The sequence below is a fragment of the Brevibacterium sp. 1718 genome, from assembly GCF_051131255.1.
Classification (GTDB): Bacteria; Actinomycetota; Actinomycetes; order Actinomycetales; family Brevibacteriaceae; genus Brevibacterium; species Brevibacterium sediminis.
On record NZ_CP186550.1, the window covers coordinates 3397086 to 3419547 of the forward strand.

16 protein-coding genes, 1 tRNA gene and 1 pseudogene are annotated in these 22462 nt (G+C 65.3%); 7 read left to right on the top strand and 11 right to left on the bottom strand.

Annotation, left to right across the window (positions count from 1 at the left end; genetic code table 11):
• The first annotated feature begins 31 nt into the window (after window positions 1–31).
• On the top strand, window positions 32–733 hold the full coding sequence (locus ACOZ9V_RS15330) for a MerR family transcriptional regulator (RefSeq protein ID WP_181270713.1): 702 nt from the start codon (window positions 32–34) through the stop codon (window positions 731–733).
• Between the two features lie 152 nt (window positions 734–885).
• Here ACOZ9V_RS15330 and shiA read toward each other — a convergent pair whose 3' ends face one another.
• Entirely contained in the window at window positions 886–2211 is a 1326-nt protein-coding gene (shiA, locus tag ACOZ9V_RS15335) for a shikimate transporter (protein ID WP_181270714.1), read from the bottom strand.
• 285 nt (window positions 2212–2496) lie between these two features.
• Between shiA and ACOZ9V_RS15340 the strand changes: the two genes are divergently transcribed.
• Window positions 2497–2976 (top strand): putative immunity protein, encoded by a 480-nt coding sequence (locus tag ACOZ9V_RS15340; protein ID WP_434591455.1) that lies wholly within the window; start codon window positions 2497–2499, stop codon window positions 2974–2976.
• Window positions 2977–3164: 188 nt separating this feature from the next.
• Here ACOZ9V_RS15340 and ACOZ9V_RS15345 read toward each other — a convergent pair whose 3' ends face one another.
• The 3 genes from ACOZ9V_RS15345 to galU all read right to left on the bottom strand — a co-directional run bounded on the left by ACOZ9V_RS15345 (window position 3165) and on the right by galU (window position 7020).
• Window positions 3165–5321 carry a hypothetical protein gene (locus ACOZ9V_RS15345; RefSeq protein WP_434591458.1) on the bottom strand — a complete coding sequence of 719 codons (2157 nt, stop codon included), beginning with the start codon at window positions 5319–5321 and terminating at the stop codon, window positions 3165–3167.
• A 116-nt stretch (window positions 5322–5437) separates the two neighbouring features.
• Window positions 5438–6034 carry a GNAT family N-acetyltransferase gene (locus tag ACOZ9V_RS15350; protein ID WP_139468299.1) on the bottom strand — a complete coding sequence of 199 codons (597 nt, stop codon included), beginning with the start codon at window positions 6032–6034 and terminating at the stop codon, window positions 5438–5440.
• A gap of 83 nt (window positions 6035–6117) precedes the next feature.
• The gene (gene galU / locus ACOZ9V_RS15355) at window positions 6118–7020 is read right to left on the bottom strand and encodes a UTP--glucose-1-phosphate uridylyltransferase GalU (protein WP_139468177.1); all 903 of its coding nucleotides are present in this window, start codon (window positions 7018–7020) and stop codon (window positions 6118–6120) included.
• A 45-nt stretch (window positions 7021–7065) separates the two neighbouring features.
• Here galU and ACOZ9V_RS15360 point away from each other — a divergent pair, with 45 nt between their 5' ends.
• From ACOZ9V_RS15360 to mscL, 4 genes are all read left to right on the top strand, one after another.
• Window positions 7066–7809 (top strand): 5-formyltetrahydrofolate cyclo-ligase, encoded by a 744-nt coding sequence (locus tag ACOZ9V_RS15360; protein ID WP_434591462.1) that lies wholly within the window; start codon window positions 7066–7068, stop codon window positions 7807–7809.
• A 123-nt stretch (window positions 7810–7932) separates the two neighbouring features.
• Complete coding sequence (locus tag ACOZ9V_RS15365) at window positions 7933–8250, top strand: FmdB family zinc ribbon protein (RefSeq protein ID WP_139468176.1); 318 nt, start codon at window positions 7933–7935, stop codon at window positions 8248–8250.
• A gap of 205 nt (window positions 8251–8455) precedes the next feature.
• A complete protein-coding gene (locus ACOZ9V_RS15370; RefSeq protein WP_181270718.1) occupies window positions 8456–9085 on the top strand; it encodes an SAF domain-containing protein in 630 nt (209 codons plus the stop codon).
• A gap of 250 nt (window positions 9086–9335) precedes the next feature.
• A complete protein-coding gene (gene mscL, locus ACOZ9V_RS15375) occupies window positions 9336–9797 on the top strand; it encodes a large conductance mechanosensitive channel protein MscL (protein WP_062862383.1) in 462 nt (153 codons plus the stop codon).
• 491 nt (window positions 9798–10288) lie between these two features.
• Here the strand turns inward: mscL and ACOZ9V_RS15380 are convergent, their stop codons facing one another.
• Window positions 10289–15268 (bottom strand): DUF4011 domain-containing protein, encoded by a 4980-nt coding sequence (locus ACOZ9V_RS15380; RefSeq protein ID WP_434591467.1) that lies wholly within the window; start codon window positions 15266–15268, stop codon window positions 10289–10291.
• A 107-nt stretch (window positions 15269–15375) separates the two neighbouring features.
• Between ACOZ9V_RS15380 and ACOZ9V_RS15385 the strand changes: the two genes are divergently transcribed.
• Window positions 15376–15451, top strand: a tRNA-Arg gene (locus ACOZ9V_RS15385).
• Window positions 15452–15603: 152 nt separating this feature from the next.
• Here the strand turns inward: ACOZ9V_RS15385 and ACOZ9V_RS15390 are convergent.
• The 6 genes and pseudogenes from ACOZ9V_RS15390 to pdxH all read right to left on the bottom strand — a co-directional run bounded on the left by ACOZ9V_RS15390 (window position 15604) and on the right by pdxH (window position 22327).
• Complete coding sequence (locus ACOZ9V_RS15390) at window positions 15604–16668, bottom strand: universal stress protein (RefSeq protein ID WP_434591470.1); 1065 nt, start codon at window positions 16666–16668, stop codon at window positions 15604–15606.
• 167 nt (window positions 16669–16835) lie between these two features.
• A complete protein-coding gene (locus ACOZ9V_RS15395) occupies window positions 16836–17336 on the bottom strand; it encodes an HNH endonuclease (RefSeq protein ID WP_139468172.1) in 501 nt (166 codons plus the stop codon).
• A gap of 416 nt (window positions 17337–17752) precedes the next feature.
• Window positions 17753–18571: a C40 family peptidase gene (locus ACOZ9V_RS15400; protein WP_434591473.1), complete on the bottom strand. Its 819-nt coding sequence runs from the start codon at window positions 18569–18571 to the stop codon at window positions 17753–17755.
• Between the two features lie 457 nt (window positions 18572–19028).
• Window positions 19029–19715 carry a metal-dependent transcriptional regulator gene (locus tag ACOZ9V_RS15405; protein ID WP_139908932.1) on the bottom strand — a complete coding sequence of 229 codons (687 nt, stop codon included), beginning with the start codon at window positions 19713–19715 and terminating at the stop codon, window positions 19029–19031.
• Between the two features lie 263 nt (window positions 19716–19978).
• Window positions 19979–21493: pseudogene (locus tag ACOZ9V_RS15410) on the bottom strand (aldehyde dehydrogenase family protein).
• A gap of 162 nt (window positions 21494–21655) precedes the next feature.
• Window positions 21656–22327, bottom strand: coding sequence for a pyridoxamine 5'-phosphate oxidase (gene pdxH, locus ACOZ9V_RS15415; RefSeq protein ID WP_181270722.1), 672 nt, complete (start codon window positions 22325–22327; stop codon window positions 21656–21658).
• Window positions 22328–22462: the final 135 nt, after the last annotated feature.

Here is a 22462-nt window from a genome sequence, read left to right on the forward strand (position 1 = left end):
TGCAGAAGCAACCCGCAGAAGGAGGGGCACAGTGAAGCTCAGCGCATTGGCAAAGGCCGCCGGCGTCTCGGCTGCGAGTATCAAGTACTACATCCACGAGGGGCTTCTGCCGCCTGGACAGAAGAAGAATGCGACGACGGCCATCTACGACGAGACGCATCTGCACCGGCTGGCGCTCATCCGCTGGCTGCGCGAGGAGCTGGCCACTCCAATCGCCGACACCGCTGAACTCACCCGCGCCATTGACGACGAATCGCTGCCGACGATCGAGCTGATGGGCGTATGCCAGGAGCTCGCCTTGCGCGGGAATTCCGGACTGCCCGCCTCGGCGCAGCGCGCACCGGGTTCCCCGCCGTTCGCCCTGCGGGCCTCCGGAACACATCCGACCGCAGTCTGCCCCACCCCTGACCGCTTCGATGATCTGGTCTCCGAGGTGATCGATCGCCTCGGCTGGCCCGATGAGGAATCGGCAGCGAGGAATGCACTGGCCCGTGTCGTCGCGGTGGTCGATGCGGGGGGATACCCGGTCACCGTCGATTCGATCGTCGCCCAGTGCCGGGCCATTGCCCCTATCGCTCAGTCTCATGTCCGCCCGATCAGCATCGAGCACAGTCGCGACAGGGTCTGCCTGAGCGTGATCCGCGGCATCACGATGTCCAATCGTCAGCTCATCGCCGCGAGTGCGCTGGCTCATGCTTCGCTGTCGATGATGTCGCGCGGCCTCGATGACTGACCGCTATCCAGCGCCCGGGACCGCCTCACCACTTCGCGGTGACCGGGCCACACCCCACACCGCTACGCCCACAACCGCCTCGGCCATACCAATTGCGCTCGGCCTGACGTAACGCACTGGAGCAACAGTGCCGTCAGTCAGCACTGAGGTGATCAGGCACTGGCGGTGCGTCGTCCCTTCTTCGCAAGGTAGGCGGCGACGGAGATCGAGACCAGACAGCCCACAGCGAGATAGGCACCGACGAGGTACCAGCTGCCGTCGCCGACTCCGACGAGGTACGTGGCGATGAACGGAGTGAAGCCGCCGGCCAGCGCGCTGGCCAACTGGTAGCCGACGCCCGCTCCGCTGTATCGGAACTCGGGGCTGAACATTTCGGCGAACAGCGGCTGCTGGACGCTGACGACCGCGTCGTGGGCGATATTGACCAGCAGCACGGCGAAGATCACGATGACAATCGTGCTTCCCGATTCCAGAGCGAAGAAGAACGGGATCGCGCTGAGCAGTCCGACGACCCCGCCGGTGAGATAGACGCGCAGCCGTCCGTACCGATCAGAGAGGTAGGCGAAGGCAGGAATCGTGACGATTCCCAGTCCGCCGACGAGCAGCGTAATGTTGAGCATGAACTGCCGGTCGAGACCGAGTTCGTCCGTCGCATACGACAGCGCGAAGGTGGTGACGATGTACATAGTCAGAAGCTCGATGAACCGCAGTCCGACGATTTGTGCGATCTGTGCGGGGAATCGCTTGAAGGCCTCGAGGATCGGCAGTTTGGGAACTTTGTCCTCGTCCGCGTTCTTCACTCGCTCCACATATTCTTCGGATTCGGCGACACCGGAACGGATCCACAGCCCGACCAGGACGAGGCCGGCGCTGGCGAGGAACGGGATCCGCCATCCCCAAGCCAGGAAGCCTTCGGAGGTCAGTCCGCCGCTGAGGATGGCGACGAGTCCGGTGGCCAGCAGCAAGCCGAACGAATAGCCGACCTGAACCCCGCTGGAGTAGAAGGCGCGCAGCTTCGGCGGTGCGCTTTCAACGGCCATGAGCGCGGCGCCTCCCCATTCTCCGCCGACCGCCACGCCCTGGATGCAGCGCAGCAGGACGAGCAGTGCCGGTGCCAGCCAGCCGATCGCCTGGTAGGTCGGCAGACAACCGATGAGGGCGGTCGCCACGCCCATGATCGTCATCGTCCAGATGAGCATGGACTTGCGCCCGAGGCGGTCGCCGAAGTGGCCGAAGATGATTCCGCCGAGCGGGCGGAAGATGAATCCGACGCCGAAGGTCGCGAACGCCGCGAGCGTGCCCGCCCGGTCACTGTAACCGGGGAAGAAGAGCTCGCCGAAGGCCAGAGCTGCGACGATCCCGTAGAGCAGGAAGTCGTACCATTCGACGACGGCGCCGATGAACGACCCGGCAGCCGCACGGCGTGCACGCCGTCCCACGTCAGGTTCAGCTCTCACCTGGTCTTCGATATCGGCCATCGGATTCTCCCCTGAACTCGTCTTCGGCCTCCTGCTGGCCGCCCTCGCGTGATCGACGCTGAGCAATCTAGCACGGCCGATGACGACTGAGCGGCCCGTGTCCACCAGGGAAAACGCACGTCGCCGGTCAGTCTCCGTCCACGGTTGCCGATGCGCTGGGGTCAGGCACCGAGCGGAGGGGCCACTACAATCGGCAACTGTGAACGCCTGCACGCTTCGCCGCTCGCGACCGCTGTCGATTTTCGGCCGGTTCCCGTGATCCTGCCGGAGGTCCGTGATCCCCGGATGATCACGATTCGCCGAGGCGGCTCCCTCACCGATTCCGACCACCACTTTCTCGCGCTGTGGGCCGCCGACTGCGCCGAACACGTCCTGCCGTTCTTCGAAGCCGTCTGCCCCGAGGATGAACGACCTCGCGAAGCCATTGCCGCCGCCCGGGCGTGGGCAGCCGGTGAAATGCCGATGATGGAGGCTCGCGCCCTCGGCGGTCATGCCATGGGTGCGGCACGACCCCTGCGTGGACCCGCCCGATTCGCCGCTTATGCGGCGGGACAGGCAGCCTGCGTCGGACACGTCGCCGAGCACAACCTCGGTGCAGCGGCCTACGCGATCAAAGCGGCCCGAGGGGCATCGGGGAAGGACCTTGGGGCCGGTCTCGGCGAACGCGACTGGCAGCGCGACCGGCTGCCGAATGAAGTCCGCGAACTCGTGCTGGAAGATCAGGCACGACGCGATGCGATCTGCTGTTCGGTCTTCAGCGCCTGATCGCTGGCGGCACCCTCCATGGCAGACAGCACGCTTTCAAACGGGTGCTATCTGTCGTGAACTGGACTGCCAGCGACAAACCCTCGTGGTCACCGCAGCCCTGGTACGCAGAAGCCCGCCGGAGTGTACGGGCGTCTGCGTCGGCCTCGCGAAATCCTTGCAGACCTCGCTTCAGAGGCTTCGGGGCTTCACGCGCGCCGGCGAGCGAGAACGTCGTTGACTGCGCCGAGGTCGGCGGTCTTCGTCGTCCGGATCGCTTTGCGCCCGTGGCCGAGCGGTCCTTCCTCGCGGGCGGAGTCGCTAAGTTCGGGACGGTAGCCGAGCTCTTCGGCGAACTGGGCCGCGATATCTTCACGGCTGCGGGCCTCGGTTTCGTACGAGCTGGCATCGGCCGCTGATGCCGAGGGCACCGGATGCTCGGCTTCAGGTGCGTCGACGTAGCTGGGCACCGGCAGCGGGGTCGGCGACCAGCCGTCGCGCGATTTCAGGCGCTGCATGAACGGGTCATCGACCGTGCGTGCCGCCGCATCAAGCGCAACGTGCACATCCGCATCGACTTCCTTTCCACCGGACGCATCTGAGACGGTTTCGGTCTCAGTGAGGAGGTCGGCTCCGAGCGAGACCGGAGCCTTGGTGAATTCGGTCCGAGCCTTCTCTGCAGACGTCGCCGAGGCGGGGTCGGCATCGTTCTCGCGGTCGATGTTGGTACCCGTCGCCTTCGACTCTGCCGTCGACGTTGATTCCGCGGTGGCGACAGTGCCCGACGTCGAGGCGGCCTCCGAGCCGGCGGCCACCTCGGCGGAAGTCGCGTCACCGTCTGCGGTGGCGTTCTCCTTCACGACCGGGATCGGTCCGGTGAGGAGGACCTGGCGCGTGGTGTGGCCCTCGGCGGCTTCCTTGCGGATGCGCACGAGCGGGATCTCTCCGGTGTCGGCCTCTTCGCGGGACTTCTTCGCCGCGGCGGAGCGGTTCATCGCAGCGCGAGCCTGCGCGGCCTTCGCCGCCGCGCTTGTGCCCTGGGCGGCCGCGGCGATCCGGGCAGCGGTTCCGCTCGAGGTCGATGCCGGGGCCGTGCGAGGCTGCTGCTTGACCGGAACGGTCTGCGACTTCGCGGACTTCGCGCCCGTGCGAGCTGGCTGCGATCCAGCTACAGGCTGAGCATCAGTCGTCCTGGCTGTGGCAATCTGTCGCGCCGTGGCAGTCGACGGTTCGGCCGACTTCGGCTCGGCGGCACGCTCGACCTTGGCGGCGTGCTCCGGCTCAGCGGCACGCTTCGGCTGGCCCGCTGACCGTGACCGTGCGGTCTCCTGCAGACGTCGCAGCTTCTTCTTCGTCTCCCGCTTGCGCAGATTGAGCGTGCGCACGAGGAAGAGAGTGACGACCGCGAGCCCGAGGAAGACACCGGCCAAGGCGATGTGCACGACCGAGAAGGCCGCGAGCACACTCGACACAAGGATGCCGAGAACCGAGGCGAGGAAGACCAGGGAGAAGCTCCTGACCATGGTGTTCAGCGACTTCAGTGACTCCCGCAGGGTCGTGGCTTGCTCGGTCATCGCATGTTCCTCATCGGTTCCGATGGTCGGATTGGAAATCTGTCGGTTCTGTCCATCTGTGCCGGCCATCCCCTCGCCGAGGTGGCCGTCGCGTCCCGTCCGGGACCGGCCTTCACGTGGTCCGCCTCCGTGAGGAGCTGGACCGGCGCCGGCCGAAGCCATCCGGCTCGTCGACACCTTGTGCCCCGCGCCGGTCGAGTGCGGCGGATGGGCCTGTGGCGAACGGCCCTGTCTGTCCGACTGCCCGACGGAGCGGCCGCTGTCGTTGAAGACGGCATGGACCGCGGGGTGGAGCAGTCGCACATTGTCAGTGGCAGCGCCTGCACGAACACCTGTGTCAGTGCCGACGCCTACGCTGGAAACGACAACACCGCGACCGACGGCCGCATGGTCGGCGGACAGGGAGGAGTAAGTTTCACCGACCGCAACGGGAAGGACGTTGAGCTGGGCGTGCTCGGCAGCCTCGGTGATGGTGTGTGCTTCGGCGTGACCGTCGATGACGGCGAACTCGGGAGTGGAGGCCGAGAGACTCAGCTTCGGGGCCTCGACTTCCTGTGAGACCTCCGGGGTCGGAACCGACGGCACCTTCCGAGGTTTGTCGTGGAAGACCTGGATGCGCTCCGAATGGTCGTGCCCGGGGATGGCTGTCTCGGCGGAGACGACGGCCGCATTGTCCGGAACCGTGTCGATTTCGACGCGCGAGAGATCCGTCGCGGACTTCCGAATCATTGCGGGCACAGCAACGGCGAAGACCACGACGATGGCGATGACGACGATGATGCTGGTGTCCACAATGCCACCCTAAGTTGCAGGCATCAGGGAAGTCGTGAAGACGCGAGGTGTGTCGGTCAAACTGGGGCGAAGTTCACCGAATTCCCAGGCGGCGGCTGGACGTCCCCGGTTCGCGCCTACCACCCGCCGGTGCCGTGCCTGTATGCGGCCAGCAGACCCTGAGGGACCTCCTCGGCGAGGAGGGCGAAAGTGCGGTGGTCGCACCACTGCCCATCGATGTGCATGTACTTCTCGCGCAGCCCCTCATCGCGCAGACCCAGCTTCTCGACCACGCGCAGGCTCGCGGTGTTCTCCGGGCGGATGTTGATCTCGATGCGGTGGAGTCCGAGGGCGAAGAAGCAGTGGTCGGCGGCCATCGCCACGGCGACCGGGGTGATACCGCGCCCGGCCACGCGCGAGTCGATCCAGTAACCGATCTGCCCGGACAGGATCGAACCCCAGCTCAGTCCCGATACGGTGATCTGTCCGCGGAAGTTCCCGTCGACCTCGATGGCGAACGGCACGGTCTGCCCGCGTTTGGCCTGTTTGTCCTGCATCCGCACCATCGTGCGGAACCCCGGCAGCTCCTGGCCCGGCGCAGGCAGGGTCGCATCCCACGGGCGCAGCCAGTCGCGGTTGAATCGGCGGACCTCTCGCCAGGCCTCTTCGTCGCGGCGGCGCAGCGGTCGCAGCACGATATCGGACTGTCGATCAGTCAGGATGACAGGCCACACACGGCTGCCCTCGCTCTCGGGATCAAGGTCGGTCTGCCCGGACGGGCTGAACCAGGACGGTCGGATCGGTCCTGTGTCGGCGCTCAGTCCAGCGTCGGCACGAACTCGCGCAGCCACGCTTTGAGGTCGTCGCCGAGGTCCTCCCGGTCGCACGCGATCTGCACAACGGCCTTGAGGTAGTCGAGCTTGTCTCCCGTGTCGTAGCGGGCGCCCTTGAACACGACTCCGTAGACTCCGTGGCCCTCGTCGTCTCCGGCGAGCTCCTGCAGGGCATCGGTGAGCTGGATCTCGTTACCGCGTCCCGGCTTCGTCGTCTCGAGGACATCGAAGATCTCCGGCGCCAGCACGTAGCGGCCGATGATGGCGAGATTCGACGGAGCATCCTCGGTGGCGGGCTTCTCGACGAGGTCGGTGACCTTGACGACCTCGTCGTCAGCAGTGGACTCGACGGCGGCACAGCCGTAGAGGTGGATCGCCTCGGGCGGAACCTCCATGAGGGCGACGACACTGCCGCCGGTCTTCTCCGCGACCTCGATCATCTTCGGCAGGATCGGGCTGCGCTCATCGATGAGGTCATCACCGAGGAGGACCGCGAACGGCTCATTGCCCACATGCTGACGCCCCTTGAGCACGGCATGGCCGAGTCCCTTGGGGTCGCCCTGGCGCACATAGTGGATATCAGCGAGTTCCGAGGGATGGCGCACCGCGGCGAGCTTCTTGTCGTCGCCCTTCTGCGCGAGCGCTGCCTCGAGCCCGTCAACCCGGTCGAAATGATCCTCCAGCGGCCGCTTGTTCCGACCGGTGATCATGAGAACGTCCTGCAGACCGGCATCGACGGCTTCCTCGATGACGTACTGGATCGCCGGCTTATCGACGACCGGGAGCATCTCTTTGGGGGTGGCTTTCGTGGCGGGGAGGAACCGAGTTCCGAGACCGGCGACGGGGATCACGGCCTTGCGAACGGTGCGCTGCACTTCATCACTCATGAAGTCATCTTAACGAATCCGCCAACCCCGGTTAGTCTGAAATGCGTGGACTCACAAACTTCGAAGGCGCAGCTGCGGTCCCGCATCCGCGCAGCTCGCGCAGACCGCTCCCTCATCGAGGCGACTCCGGGGACCACGGAGGCTGCGGGGACGGTGGCGGCCGCTGCGTGGGACCTCATCCGAGAAACACCGGTTCGTTCCCTTCTTGCCTATGCGGCGCTGCCCGGAGAGCCGGACCTCGACCCGGCACTCGATCAGTTTCTCGCATCCGGCGGCACCGTCTACCTGCCCGTCGTCACCAAGGTGGGCGAACCTTTGATGTTCGGCCAGGTCACTGGTTCAATGGCCGGCCTGAGACCGCAGGGACGATGGGGAATCCGCGAGCCGGCCCGGGATGGTGAGCTGCTCACCGCCGCCCAGCTGCTCTCCCCCACGATCGGCCTCGACCTCGTCTTCGTCCCCGCCCTGGGCTTCGGCACCGATGGTGCTCGGCTGGGAAACGGAGGCGGCTTCTACGACAGGACCTTCGGCCCGCACGGGGCCGAGCCTCTCGGGTCGGGCGTTTTCGGATCGGGACTTCCTGGTTCCGAGCCCCCTGGTTCCGCGCCCCCTGGTTCGGAACGCAATGGTTCGGCAGCTTCTGATTCGGAAGCTCCTGGCTCTGGTCCCCGCGTTGTCGGGGTGTGCTTCGCCGACGAGCTCAACCTCAAGGGTCTCGCCGCAGAAGTCTGGGACCTGCGCATCCCGGAGGCCGTCACCGACGACGGAACTCACATCTTCACGGCCTGATCGTCGGGAATCAGCACCCACTCGCGCGTGTTGATATGTGGATAACCTTGTGCATATCCCGGACCGGTGCTCCGGGGAGGTTCCGACGTGCACTATAATCTTGTCGTCGAAGAAAGGTCTCGAATGCCCGTCTACTCCTACGCCTGCAAGAGCTGTGGTCACGCCTTTGATATTCATCAGGACTTCAGCGATGACTCACTCACCGTCTGCCCGGAATGCCAGGGCCGCCTGAAGAAGGTCTTCGGCGCCGTGGGCATCAGCTTCAAGGGATCCGGCTTCTACGCCACTGACTCCCGCTCGAGCAAGTCGAGCACCGTCAGCTCCTCGAGTTCAGACTCCTCCTCGAAGGAGTCCTCGAGCTCGTCGTCGAAGGAATCCTCCAGCACGTCGACTTCGTCATCGAGCAGCTCCTCGGCAGCGAGCACCCCAGCCGCAAGCTGAGCGACGCCGGTCGCCAGCTGACACTTCCCAGCCGCCAGCTGACAGCCGGCACCTACAGGTGATTCACCTCAGCCGCCAGCCGACCGAATGCCGCGACGAACCGGCTCTCGTCACTCAGACACCAATCGCCTGTGGACGACACGAACTGTCCACAGGCAAGTACCGTACCCTTGCCGCGGGCCGCGCACCGCCGCAGACTCGGCGCATGGGCATCTTCCACCGCATCCGGTCCTCGTCGTCTAGCTGGTCACGGCCGTCTCGCATTCGGCCGCAGCGCATCCTCGCCGCCGTCTGCCTCGCGTGCGCCTGCGCTCTTGCCGTCTGGGTGCTCACACCGAGCAGCGCAGGAACGGCGATCGTCGTCGCGAAGTCGGACCTGGCGCCCGGAACCGAGCTCAAGGCCCAGGACCTCACTCTCACTCAGTTCCCTTCCGACCTCGTCCCCGACAAGGCATTCAGGTCCGTTGAAGAGGTGAAGGGACGGGCCACCTCGGCGGGGTTGTCGAAGGGGTCACCTCTGACCTCGTCGATCGTTCTCGATCAGCAGGCGCTGCCCAAAGGCAGTCGCGATCTGCTCATGCCGATCCGTCTGGCCGATGACGCCTCGGCGGCACTGCTCCAACCGGGGCAGAAGATCCGCCTCTTCTCGTCCCTGCCCGATGGCGGGTCGGAAGTCGTCGTCGAGAAAGTGACGATCGCCCGCCTCGTCGACAAACCCGAAGGAATAGCCGCGGAGTCAGGACAACTTGTTTCCGTGATCCTCTCCGCCGATGACGCCGGGCGTGTCGCCGAGTTCGCCGGACTCCCCATCAGCTTTGCAATCCTCCCTCGCTGAACCATGCCATCGCCGGGCCGTTCGCCCTGCTGATCTGCGGTAGTCGGAGACGTCTGCATTCACCTGACCGGCATTCATCACTGCGTTCCGACTACCCGGAGCATCACAACGATTACCCGAAGCGTCAATACGATGATCAGACTCGCAGAACATTTCTGCTGACAATGAGTTACCCATGTGTACTATTGGAACGTAATTGAGCTATTCGATAACAGCATTTCAGTGAACACACACCGAGAGGGTTTCTCTAATGCTTAAGGGATTCAGAGACTTCATTCTCCAGGGGAATGTCGTCGAACTCGCAACAGCGGTCATCATCGGCGGCGCTTTCACCGCCATCGTCACCGCCTTCTCCGACAAGATCATCAACCCGCTCATCGCCGCTGTCGGTGGTGCTGAGGGACCGGCCCTGCAGATCCCGCTCAAGGAAGGCGTGCCCGAGGCCACCCTTGATATCGGTGCGGTCATCACTGCGGCCATCAACTTCCTCATCGTGGCCGCCATCGTCTACTTCATCATCATCGTGCCGATGAACAAGCTCAACGAGCTGCGCAAGCGCGGAGCTCCCGAAGAAGAAGTTCCTCCGACCACCGAGGATCTGCTCGGCGACATCCGCGAGATCCTGCGCAACCAGGTTGCCTCGCCTGCCGGACCCGCCGAAGGTCCCGCCACCGACGGTCCGATCGATCCGAACCAGCCTCCGCGGCACTGATCACCAGCCGATCGCAAAGAAGGCCCGCTCGCATCCGAGAGCGGGCCTTCTTCATGTCTGAAACCTCTCCCAGCCCGCTTGAAACCTATCGGCCCGTCTGAAACCTATCGGGCTATCTGAGACCGATCGGGCGCTATTGACCGACCGTAAAGGGCGGGGAGATGCCCGGTCAGATCGAAGCCACCAGACGGATCAGGAGCTATGACCAGTGCGGGGGCTTCTGCGAACGGTAGTAGTCCTCGCTGAAGCCGCCGCCACCGGAGTCGGCTTCATTGCGCAGAGTCGCTCGATATCGACGCTTCGCCGCTTCGACCCGGGCCCTCCGAGACTCAGCAGTTTCGGCATCGCCGTCGCCGTGTGGTGGCTCTGTCGGCTCAGCGCCGGACTCGCCATCGCCGTGCGATGGCCCTTCCAGCTCGGTGCTCGACCCGCTGACGCTGGCATCAACCGATTCTCGGCCGCAATCAGCATCCTCGGTGCCGGCGGGCCGGTCAGGCATCGTCGTTCTTCGACCCCGACTTCGCTGAGGCGGTCCCGTCTGTCCCGGATTCAGCCGACTCCGACTCCCCCGACTCCACCTCGGCCGAATCCGACCCGCCAAAGTCAGCGGCGGTCGAATCTTCGTCGGCCGAATCCGAGTCTGCGGACTCGGCCCCAGCCGCGCTGGCGGCCCCAGCTGCACTGGCGGCCTCAGAGTCGTGCGTTGCAGTTGCCTCTGCGGACGAACGTGCACTGTCCTCACCGGCGCTGTCGGACTTCGCATCAACCGAATCAGCGTGGGCGGGCTCGTCGGCCGCTTCGGGGACCTGGTCATTGCTTGCGGTCTGGACGAGGCCGGCGGAGCGGAGCTCATCGGCACGGATCTTACCGGTGTCGAAGGTCGGCAAGATGTCGTTTTCGACAGGGCCGGCCGAGTTCGACCGTGGGATGAACACCTCAGCGCCCGTGACTTTCTTCGCCTGCGCATGGCGTTCGCGGTAGCGGTCCACGGCGGCCTGCAGCTGGGAATCGCCGCGGCTCGAGTTGCCCTTCTGCGCCAGGGCGGTGCGCAGCAGATCTTTGATCTCACCGTCGCCGCGCACGACCGCATCCGACTGGATCCAGTCGATCATCTGATCGAGGCCTTCGGCGGAGTACTTGTGCATCGGCAGACCGGGCACGAGCTTCGGTCGGCTGCCGGTGCGGCCGACGACCACCGACGCGGCACGTGCCGCGTTGAGCACGGCCTGCGGGCTCATCGTCTCCACGGTGGCACGCCAGGTCTCGAAGATCTTCTCGGTCTCGGTCTGCGGGTCGACGAACGCATCGGTCGACCACACGCGCATGAACTTCCAGCCTCGGCGGCTCAGCTGTTCGGGCAGCACCCGATCCCGCTGGCGCAGGCTGCGCATCGACGCGTATTCGGGTCCGTCACCGGCGACGGCGATGATCATTCCGTGCTCGTCCTCGGTGGAGTTCGCCACGGCCAGGTCGATGCCGTTGTAGTGCTCGTGAGCGACGACGCCGAGCTGCAGCAGCCGGTCGGCGATGTCATTGAACAGCGGATCGTAGATCTCGCCGTGCGGTCCGGGCTGGTGGACGCCGCCGGTCGCGACCTCCTCGAGCAACTGCGGGAGCATGACCGCTCCCCCGTTGAGTTTGCTGCGGTCGAAGTCCTCTGCCTCGATGCTCGAGACCAGGGTCAGCCGCTTCCTGGCCCGCGTCATCGTGGCCGCGAGGATGCGACGACCATCCGGCCCGGACAGCGGACCGAAGTCGTGGATGACGCGACCGTGGACGGTGCGGCCATAGCCGAGGGTGAAGATCACGGCATCGCGCGACATGCCCTGGACGCGTTCGGCGTCGGTGACGACGAATGGTTCCTTCGAAGAATCGTTGAAGAACGCCGCCACATACGGCAGATCCTTCATCGCCCGTGAGATCGCCGTCGCCACTCGCTGCGCATGATGCGGGGTGAGCGCGACGACGGCCAATGACTCCCGCGACCGATTCCGCGCGTGCTTGAGCACCAGATCGACGACGCGTTTGACCTCGGCGTCGGGGCTCTCGACCCGACCGGTCCCGATGTCCGTGGGGCCCCTGCCGTCGGCGACATAGGAGAATTCGAGGCCGCTGCCCTCACCGGTATGCGCGGTCGGCAGCGTCGAAATCGTCGAATCGTAGAAGTGCCGGTTGGCCAGGTCGATGAGCCCGACCGGGGACAAGCGGTAGGAGTTCGACAGTCGCATCCGCGGCAGGAACTCGCCGAGGCGGTCCTGCACCGAGCGGGGATGTTTCCCGTCGTCCATGCCGAAGCGATCGACCGCGATCGAGAACGGGCGCGGTCCGAGCAGGCGGGAGTCTCCGAGGGAGATGACCTGACGGGCTCGGGTGATTCCGGGGACGACATCGGCGACCGAGAGCCGTCCGGCATCGGCGATGACGACCGCATCGAAGAGAGGCAGAGCGGAGAAGAGTTCGGGCACCGTGTACGGGCTGCCCATCCACACCGGGGCCAGAGTCGTCAGCAGTTCGGGTGCCTGCGTGGAGATCCGCTTCGTCGAGGTGTGCTTCGACAGCAGCTCCTGTTTGATGACTCCGGCGGCGATCGGGTCGGATTCGATTCCGCGCTTCCATGCCTGCGCATGGTTGTAGCGCAGTCGGGAGGCACCGGCAGCGACGAAGGCGCGGTCGTTCTCGCGGAAGCCTTCGGCCACCTGGTGGAGAGCGGCACCGTCGTGGCGACCGATCGCAGGATCTTCACCGGCCATGGTCTGCAGCACGGAGGCCCAATATGCGAGGTCGAACTCGGGGCCGACGAGTGACTCGTCGACCTTGCGCCTGCGCAGATCGGCCATGAGATCGCCGAGGCCCTCGCCGTCGAGTTCACGCTGCAGGCGGGACCGTTCGGGCAGATCGGCGAGGTTCTCCGAATCGCTGCCCATCGCTTCGGCACGTGCTTGGAGCTCCTCGATGAGCATCGATCCGAGGTCCCCGCCGTCCGGCGTCGTCTCGAGGATCGGGGCGAGCTTGGCCATATCGGCTTCCACGCTCTGGAGGATCTCATCGGCTTCGAGGACGCCGCGCGGGATCTGCGGTCGGCCGTCATGTCCGGCGAGGTCCGAAAGGATGACCCGCTGGGCGCGGACGTCGATGAGGGCCTCGTGGAGGTTAGCCACCTCGGCGCCGGGCCGGAGGAACTCCGCGGCCGACTTCTTCAGTCGACGGCGCTGCATCATGCCCATCTCGACGCCGACATCGGCCCGGTATTCGGGTGTGCCGGTGGCGGCGATGAGGTCATCGAGGCGGTGGTCGTAGATGTCGGGTGCGAAGTTGTCGAGCGTCTTGCGCACGCGCAGGAGCACGCGGACGGCGCGGGACCAGTCGTCGACATTGCGGCGCGGATTGAGTTTCGCCTTCTGCAGCACCGGTTCGGTGGCAGCGACGAGGTCGGGGATCATCCGACCGATGCGTTCGGCCACGGTGCGTGCGGCTTCGGCCTCTTCGACGGATTTGAGATCGGCTCCGAACCAGACGGTGTCTTCGACATCGAGGGTGAAAGCACCCAGTCCGGCGAGTTCACCGAGTTTGCCGCGCAGGATGTTCCGGCGGTCGTCGCTGGCGCCGAGGATATCGTCATCGAAGCGCACCGGTGTCTGCGGGGAGTCATCACCGGAGGTCAGTTCGGCGAGGTGCTGCATGGTTTCGTAGACGGAGACGTCCCACGGCTTGCGCCTGCGGTGCAGGGAGGAGACGTGGTCGGCCAGAATCGCCCGCTGTTCGTTGAGTTCGGTCAGCAGGAAGGACAGGTCCGGGCGTTCGGACTTCTCTGCCGAGGCGATGAGACCGATGAGCTGTTTGCGGATGTCTTCCGAACCAGCGCGGGTGTCGACCGCGAAGTCGGAGAGTCCGACCTCGCCGAGGCGAGCAGAGAAATCGTCGAGCGCATCGGAGGTCTGCGCGAGGAAGAGGACGCTCTTGCCGGTGTGCGCCAGTGTGGTGGCCACGGCGACGGCAACCTGGGTGGCACCGGTTCCGGGCGGGGTGTCGACGACGACGGAGTGACCGGACACGGCAGCGTCGACGACGGCCTGCTGGTCACCGTCGACGTCGATGACGAGGAATTCCTCCTGCGGCTTCCGGTCGGGAAGCGGGGTGATCGGCTCCTGAAGCGCAGCGGGTACGACGTCTTCACCGTCGGCTTCAGCCGCGGGTGCTGTCTTCTCAGACTTGGTCGCCGATACAGCTTCGGCATCGGTCGACGTCTTCTCGTCGTCGGTGGTCGTGTCGACGGCGGACTCGGCGGCAGTGACCGGCTCTGCGGCATCGAGTGGTTCGTCGGTGATCGGCACGGTCGGCTGACCGTAGTCCTCATCGGCATCCGCTTCATCAGCGGCACCGGCAGCTGCCTCGGACGAAGCATTCTCGGCCGCAGGCTTCTCGGACGCAGCTTTCTCACCGGTCTTCTCGCCGCCGGTTGCCGACTCATCAGCGGACTCAGCAGCATCCTCGGCGAGGTCGCCTTCTGCCGTTTCCGCAGTCTTCGTCCCACCTCCGGACTTCGCAGCGTCCGCGGAGGTCGCTTCAGGCGCCGACTTCTCATCGCCTGCGGGTTCGGTGTCCTTGTCTGCGGACTCGGCGGCAGCGGCGACGCCGGCGACTCTCTTCGTTTCGGCTCGCTTCTGCTCGGCTTCGGCCTTCTCGGCGGCGGCGATCTTCTCGTCCGGGAGCACGCCCGGCTGCGGCACATACGAGGGCCCGCCGAGGGAGGCACGCACGTCCTCGTCACCGGCCAGCGCCCGCAGAACGGGATGCTGGGTAGGCAGGTAGTCGGTAGAGAACGGGTTTGCGATGTTCGCGAACGTCGAGATGATCAGGCGGTGGTTGATCCGCAGACCGGGCACGTTCTGCCCCAGATCGCGCAGGCGGTCGAGAGCCGGGCCCGGGTCGAAGCCGTGCGGTCCGCCGGTCGCGTCGACCCATTCGTCGACGGGCACGTCGAGGTCGTATTCCTCGCGCAGATGCTGGACGAGAGCGGGGTTGATCGTGATCTCGTTGTCGAGCACGATCTCGTAGTCCTCGACTCGGGACCCACGAGGCACCAGCGTGATGTGGCGCATGACGACGGGGGCGTTGAACTTGAACTTCGCGTCCTTTTCCGTCCACGAAGCGAATCCGAGCGCCAGGTGGGCGGTGCGGATGCCGCGTTCGTTGTCGAGCTGTTCTGCCTTCGACCGGATGGATTTCGCACGCCGACGCGCGTCCGTGAGGATGTCGTGGTCGCGGATGAGGCTGGAGAGTCGGGTGGCGCGACCGGCCAGCAACTGTGCCAGGCCGGAGGGGTGGGCGCCGGAGAGGTCGATGCTGCCGTCACGGGAGTCCCGGAAATGAAGCATGGTGTCGCGACCGCCCAGATGGGCAGCCTGCTTCTTCCACTCGGCGAAGACATCTCCGAGTTCTGGGAACTGTTCGTCTCTAACGGAATCCGACACAATTCGACCCTAACGAGAATCTGTCCATAATAGGTGCTGGCACACCGTGGAACAGTGAGGTTTCTTCTACGCTACACTGGGTGATCGTGGTTGAGGACGACCACCTGGCCCCCGTAGCTCAGGGGATAGAGCACCGCTCTCCTAAAGCGGGTGTCGGCAGTTCGAATCTGCCCGGGGGCGCCAGAACCACCTGTCCGAGCAAGATCCACTTGCCGATGTCGCCCAGACCCACCATCGCCGAGGCGGCCGATCGTATCGATCGGCCGCCTCGGCGATTGTCTTCCGGCCTGAAGGATCCGCTCCTCGTGATCGGGATTCACGGACTCAGGCGGGGTCTAGAGGCCAGGCTCTGCCGGGGCCTCGTTGCTCTTGCGGCGACCGTGATCACGGGCGACGCGGACGACCATCGTCGGGCACTGCGAGTACGGCAGCACCGACTGCGAGGTCGAACCGAGCAGGAGGCCGGCGAATCCGCCGCGGCCACGCGATCCGATGACGAGCACTTCGGCCGTGTCAGAGGCTCGGACGAGCACCTCGGCGGGCTGGCCGTCGAAGAGCGTCCACGTGACGTCGAGATCAGGGAACTCTTCGGCCAGCCGCTGTTTGGCGACGACGAGTTTGTCCGCGCCCTCGTTGACGAGGCGTTCGAGGTCGGCGGTGCTCGGCAGCCACTCGGGACCGATGACCGTTGTGGTGATCACGGCGACGATGTGCAGCGGTGAGCCACGGCGCACAGCCAATCGGGCCGCCTTCCACAGCGCCGGGGATTCGGCGCCGAGGGAGTCGACGCCGACGACGACCTTCCCGTCGAAGCGCAGACCTTCGATCGACTCGGCATTGGGGTCGTGGGTTTCGACCTCGACGCCGTCCTGTCGGATCGGCCGCGACGAGGTCGGGTGCGCGGGGCGCTCGGCCTGGTTGTCCCAGCAGGAGGGGACGACGACTGTCGGGCATGCGGAGTGCGCCGGCAGAGCGCTCGAGACCGTGCCGAGGAGACGACCGGCGAAGCCGCCGCGCCCGCGGGAGCCGACGACGGTGAGGCAGCCGGTCTTCGATTCGTCGATGAGCACACCGGCGGCGTCTCCGATCTCGATGACCGCCTCGACGGGAACACCGGCGGCCTTCACCTCGGCGGCGGCCTCCTTGAGCGTGTTCGTCACGGCCGCACGGATCGAGCTGTCGTCGATGGGAACATAGGACACGTCGATGGCGGCCGCGGCCACGCTCGGGATCGTGTAGGCGCCGACGAGGCGGATCGGACGGTCCAGGGAGCGTGCCTCTTGGATCGCCCAGGCCAGGGCATTGCGGCTCGGCGGCGAACCGTCGATTCCGACGATGACGGCTTCGCGCTCACCGGCCGGGGCCGGGTCGGGGTTCTGTGGGCGATCCTGCTCACTCATCGCAAGCTCCTTGGGTCGAAGCGAACTTCTGTTTCGTCCACCCTAGAGCACATTGACGGTGAGAACTTCACCTATGTCACATCGTTATCCGAATTGCGCCAACATATGGACAACACGGTCCCCTATCTGGGACGATGGCCCGTTTTCAGGCGGCGCTGGAGCTGTTGTCAAGCAGCGCTGGAGTATTCGAGGAATGGTCGCCACTTCTCGACGGGCTTGTCGATCCCACGCATCCACAGCTGACCCAGGCGGGGCTCCTGCGGCAGGAAGCTGAGCTTCCAGCCGATCTCACTGAGAGTGCGATTGCCCTTGCGATTGTTGCATTCGCGGCAGCACGCGACGAGATTCTCCCAGGTGTTCGCTCCTCCGCGAGACCGTGGGACGACGTGGTCGACGGTGTACGCCGGTTTCGAGCAATAGGCGCAGCGGTGGCCGTCCCGACGCAGGACTCCGCGACGGGAGAGCGAGACGCGGCGGTTGCTCGGCGGGCGCACATAGCGGGTGAGCAGGATGACGGAGGGCTGATCGAGACTCATGTGCTCGGATCTCACCGGAATGTCCTCTGCGGCCAGAACTGTCGCCTTTCCGGTCAGCACGAGCACCACGGCTCGTGTGAACGGAACGATCGACAGCGGTTCATAACCGGCGTTCAGCACGAGAGTCTTCATATCTCGCCCCTCATCTTCTTCTCTATCGGGCCGAAACCGGCTGCCCCGGCCCCAGGGAACACAAAAGGCGCCGTGCTCATGGGCACGACGCCTGGGAAAGAGGGCACGGAGACAGATATGTACTCCGCACCAGAGACTGGAGCGGCTATTCGAATTATTCGACTATGCCCCATCCGCTTTCCTTCGCATCAGCGGCTGACACCACTTGGTGTCCACCATTTATGGAACTCAATCTTCTCCAGAGTAACGCCGCGCGCGCCCGTGACCCAATTCATACGGCTAGCGTCACGGAAACTTCGGTTTCCGTTCACCGAATCTGGTAGGTGCGAGTGTGCGCCCAAAGTTTCCGGGCATACAAAAGCTCCCCGTGCGACTCGAGGACCGTCGAGTCTCACGCGGAGCAATCGGAAAGAAGATCAGAGAACGCGGATGAAGGTGACGTTGCCCATCCAGCTGTAGCTGCGCTTCGAGGTTCCCGAGCTCGGCGAACCGGCATCGTACATCTGTCCGCCACCGGCGTAGATGCCGACGTGGCCGGGGTGCCAGATGAGGTCACCGGGCTTGGCTTCGGACTGCGAGACGATCTGGCCTGCACCCTTCTGTGCACCGGAGGTGCGGGGCAGGTTCACGCCGACGTGGCTGTAGACCCACGAGGTGTAGCCGGAGCAGTCCCAGCCGCTCTGGCTGGTTCCGCCCATGACGTAGGGGGTTCCGACGCCCTTCTGGGCCCAGGCGAGGACCTGCTCGGCCTTGGATCCGTCGATGGATCCCGAGTCCTTGGAGTCGGACTCGCCCGAATCGGACGATCCGCTGTTGGCGGTGTCGTCGGAGGTTCCGGCGGATTCGTCGGAGGAGGGAGTGGAGGTTTCGACCGGCTTGGGCTTCGGCTTGGGCTTCGGAGCAGCTTCAGCGGTGATGGCCTTGCTCTCGACACCGAAGGAATCGGACTTCTTGTCGTCCTTCTTGTCCTTCGAGTCGCCGCCGATGGTGACGGTCTGGTTCTCGAAATCGACCTTCTGGGTGGCCTCGGCTTCTGCGGAGACCTTGCTCTGGTCGTCGGCTCCCTGGCCGGCGGCCGGCATCACTGCGGCGGTCAGCAGACCACCGCTGGCAGCGACAACTGCTGCGCGACGGCCGAAGACGCCTGAGTTGGCGTTCAGAAGTTCAGTGAGTTCGGTCAGTGGAGTCTTGACCTTGGCATCGGCGGCGCGGCGGCCATGCTGCTTAGTTGCCACGTTTTCCCTCTCGCACCTATTGGCTTTCCGGGCCAACCGCCGCTCTTGGTCCTTGGTATCCCACAGCGAGCGCGGCGTTCGGTTCTCGCTGTGCAGTCGTCATTGCGTGAACGACCTCCACAACTGTAACCAATCGGTGACTGATTGTCACGTTTTTGTCACAACCACCGGAGGAAAACCGTGATGTTTTCCATAAAACCGCAGGTCAGAGGCCCTAAACGGCGTAGAATATTCGTAACATTTTCTCGTTATACCACGTGACCCAGGGGTGGAAAATCCACTCCCTGGGTCAGAGATCGCAGTCATTTGTAACGAATCGGGGTTCGGGCACCCGCTCTTTCGTTACCGTTGCTCGGTCTCGTCGTTATCGAGACACAGCGCTGCCGTCACCGAAACGCCCTCTCGTCCCGTTACCGAGACTCAGTCTCGCCGCTATCGGCGGAGGTCTCTGGGCGTCTCAGCTTCGGTAGGCGAAGACGTGCGAGGCGGTCTCGACCGGCAGGTCGAGTACGTCCTGCGCGCCGGGCACCTGCACGGTGATGTATTCGCCGTTGCGAGAGATTTCGACGTCGCTGCCCGGCAGGACGCCGGCGACCTGGAACTGCTGAAGCAGATGGATATCGACCTGCAGGGGTTCGGCCAGCCAAGCGATCGTCAGCTTCTTCGCACCGTCCCGGCCGACTGCCGTGGCGAGGTCGATGACGTCGGTGGTCTTCGAGGCCTCGCCGCCGATGACGTCGAGTCCGGGGATTGGGTTGCCGTAGGGCCCGGTGGAGGTCTCCGAGAGCAGCGTCACGAGCTTGCGCTCGACCTGCTCGCTCATCACGTGCTCCCAGCGGCAGGCCTCGTCGTGGACGAGTTCCCATTCGAGTCCGACGACATCGGAGAGGAGACGCTCGGCAAGGCGGTGCTTGCGCATGACGTCGGTGGCGATCCGTCGGCCCTCCGGAGTGAGCTCGAGATGGCGGTCGTTGCCGACGTGGAGCAGTCCGTCGCGCTCCATCCGCGCCACGGTCTGTGACACGGTGGGGCCGGAATGGTCCAGGCGCTCGGCGATGCGGGCACGCAAAGGCACGATCGACTGTTCTTCGAGCTCGATGATCGATTTGAGGTACATCTCGGTTGTATCAATGAGGTCGTTCACTTCTGACCAGCCACTCCACTCTTCGTCTTCAGGTCGTTTCGACCATTTCAGGCGTTGTCACCATTTCGGGTCGTTCCGACCCTGCCCCGCCCCGCACAGGCGAACCCGTTCGCGGCCGTTGCGATCTGCCCCAATCCTATCGTGCGTTCAGCAATTCCCGTGATTCGAGGATTCGCCCCGTCCCGGATGCGGCTTCGGTCGCCCCCTGACGGCTCGACCGGGGTGTGCATCTGCCCGCTCGGGAGGAATTCGCACCGGCCTGCTCAGCCCGCATTCGTGTAGGTCGTCTTGTGCACTGTGAAGAACTCGCGTGCCGCCCGAGCCTGTTCGCGGGGACCATAGCTCGACCCTTTCCGTCCGCCGAAGGACACGTGATAGTCCACTCCTGCCGTCGGGGCATTGACCATGACCATTCCGGCATCGGCGTAACGCTTGAAGTGGGTCGAATATTTCAGTGAGGTCGTGAAGATGCCCGCGGACAGTCCGAACTCGGTGTCGTTGGCCACGGACAGCGCTTCGTCGTAGTCGGCGACCTCGATCACCGAGGCGACCGGACCGAAGACCTCTTCGACGTTGATCGTGTCGCCCGGCTTCGTGCCCGTGACGAGTGCGGGCGCGAGGAAGTACCCCTCCGTGTCCGAATCGATGAGCTCACCGCCGGTGACCTCCCCGCCTTCGGCTCGGGCCTTGGCGATGTAATCGAGGTCCTGGTCGAGTTGGGTCTTGGAGACCACGGGTCCGATGGCGACGCCCTCGGCGCGGGCGTCTCCGACGGTCAGCGCCGCCATCTTCTCCTTGAGCAGCGCGACGAATTCGTCGTGGACACCGGAGGTGACGATGAGGCGGGAGGACGCGGTGCAGCGCTGGCCGGTGGAGAAGAAGGCTCCGTTGATCGCGGCTTCGGCGGCCGCTTCGAGGTCGGCGTCGCCGAGCACGACGAGCGGATTCTTCCCGCCCATTTCGCACTGCACTCTGATCTGGTGGGCCGCAGCCGATGCGATGACGGACCGTCCGACGGCGACGGATCCGGTGAAGGTCACGGCGTCGACCTTCGCCGAGGTGGTCAGTGCGTCCCCAACCACGGAGCCCGGCCCCATGACGAGGTTGAGGACCCCATCGGGCAGTCCCGCCTCGGCGAGGATATCGACCAGTGCGTACGCACTGGCGGGGACGAGCTCGGCAGGTTTGAATGCGATCGTGTTGCCGAAGGCCAGAGCCGGGGCGATCTTTCAGGCCGGGATGGCGATCGGGAAGTTCCACGGGGTGATGATGCCGATGACGCCGATGGGCTCGTGCGTCATCTCGGCAATGAGTCCGGGGCGGACCGAGTCCACGACCTCACCGGTGTTGCGGATGGTCTCGCCGGCGAAGAACTTGAAGATCTGGGAAGCGCGCAGCACCTCGCCCTTGGCTTCGGCGAGCTGTTTGCCCTCTTCCCGGGCGAGCAGATCGCCGAGTTCATCGGCACGTTCGGCGATGAGGCTGCCGGCCTTGTCGAGGATCGCGAATCGCTGCTGTGAGCCGAGGTCCGCCCAGGCGGGGGCGGCAGCGCGGGCGGCAGCGATCGCCGAGGCGACCGTGGCGGCATCCGCGCGGGCGTACCGGCCGATCACATCGGACGGGTCGGACGGGTTCGTATTCGTCGACCGGTCGTCGCTGGGCACCCGTGCTCCGCCGATGAGGTTATCGAAGACGGCGTCGGGCCCGTACTGGGTGCTGAGTGCTGGGGGTGTCATGGGTGCTCCTTTGCATCGTCTGCGCCCGGTTGCGGTGCGCATGTTGTGACCATTGTGCTGGGTGGCCGGCGCCCTGTGCTGATTCGTTCTGCAACACGGCCCCGTGACGTGGACCAATGGCGCGCCGCTGATCCGCACCACGAAACGGTGCTGTCGACCGCCGCTGCGTTGCGGCACAGCTCGACGGTGCTCAGGGGAGGAACCTCAGGGGTAGAGGCGGACGACCTCCCAGGCCGAGGCGTAATCGAGGTCGGCCGCGTCGTGACTGCCGTCGGCGCGGCGGAAGACCCACCGGTCGTGGAACCGGTTCTGCTGACCCTGCCAGAATTCGATCTCGAAGACGCGCACGCGGAAACCTCCCCAATGATCGGGCCGCGGCACGTCCTGACCCTCGAACTCGGCCGCCGCTGCATCGTATTCGGACTGCATCTGCTCGCGGCTGGTCACCGGCTGGGACTGCTTGGACACGGTCGCCCCGATCTGCGATCCACGGGGGCGCACGGCGAAGTACGCGTCCGAGTCCTCGGGGGCGGCCACCTCGGCGAGGCCGCGGATGCGGACCTGTCGTTCCATGTCCTGCCACGGGAAGTTCACGGCGATGCGGGGGTCGGCCCGCAGTTGCCGGCCCTTCGCGGAGTCGTAGTCGGTGAAGAACAGCAGTCCGCGCTCGTCGAGGCCTTTGAGCAGGACGATGCGCGAGCTCGGGCCCCATTCGTCCAGGGTCGAGACGGTCATCGCATTCGGTTCGCGGACATGGTCGGCCGCCTCGTCGTACCACTGGCGCAGCAGGTCCAGGGGTGCGGTGTCCGGGTGTTCGAAGACGGCTGAGTCATAGGACTTCCGGGTCTGCGGGAGACGATCGACGGGCTCACTCATGTCTTCACTCTACGACGCGGCACGGACACGAGTCAGCCGGGTCCCGCCTCGATGGGGCGGCCGAGGCGGGGAATGTCGAGTCTGCACGTCCGTCACATGACGGACCGGTCCCGGGCGCCGGGCGGGCCCGCCGTA

Bases quoted from the DNA above. Each gene is read 5' to 3' on its own strand.
- ACOZ9V_RS15340 (WP_434591455.1), top strand. From the start codon at position 2,497: ATGATCACGATTCGCCGAGGCGGCTCCCTCACCGATTCCGACCACCAC.
- ACOZ9V_RS15365 (WP_139468176.1), top strand. From the start codon at position 7,933: ATGCCCGTCTACTCCTACGCCTGCAAGAGCTGTGGTCACGCCTTTGAT.
- ACOZ9V_RS15370 (WP_181270718.1), top strand. From the start codon at position 8,456: ATGGGCATCTTCCACCGCATCCGGTCCTCGTCGTCTAGCTGGTCACGG.
- shiA (WP_181270714.1), bottom strand. From the start codon at position 2,211: ATGGCCGATATCGAAGACCAGGTGAGAGCTGAACCTGACGTGGGACGG.
- mscL (WP_062862383.1), top strand. From the start codon at position 9,336: ATGCTTAAGGGATTCAGAGACTTCATTCTCCAGGGGAATGTCGTCGAA.
- galU (WP_139468177.1), bottom strand. From the start codon at position 7,020: ATGAGTGATGAAGTGCAGCGCACCGTTCGCAAGGCCGTGATCCCCGTC.
- pdxH (WP_181270722.1), bottom strand. From the start codon at position 22,327: ATGAGTGAGCCCGTCGATCGTCTCCCGCAGACCCGGAAGTCCTATGAC.
- ACOZ9V_RS15395 (WP_139468172.1), bottom strand. From the start codon at position 17,336: ATGAAGACTCTCGTGCTGAACGCCGGTTATGAACCGCTGTCGATCGTT.
- ACOZ9V_RS15390 (WP_434591470.1), bottom strand. From the start codon at position 16,668: ATGAGTGAGCAGGATCGCCCACAGAACCCCGACCCGGCCCCGGCCGGT.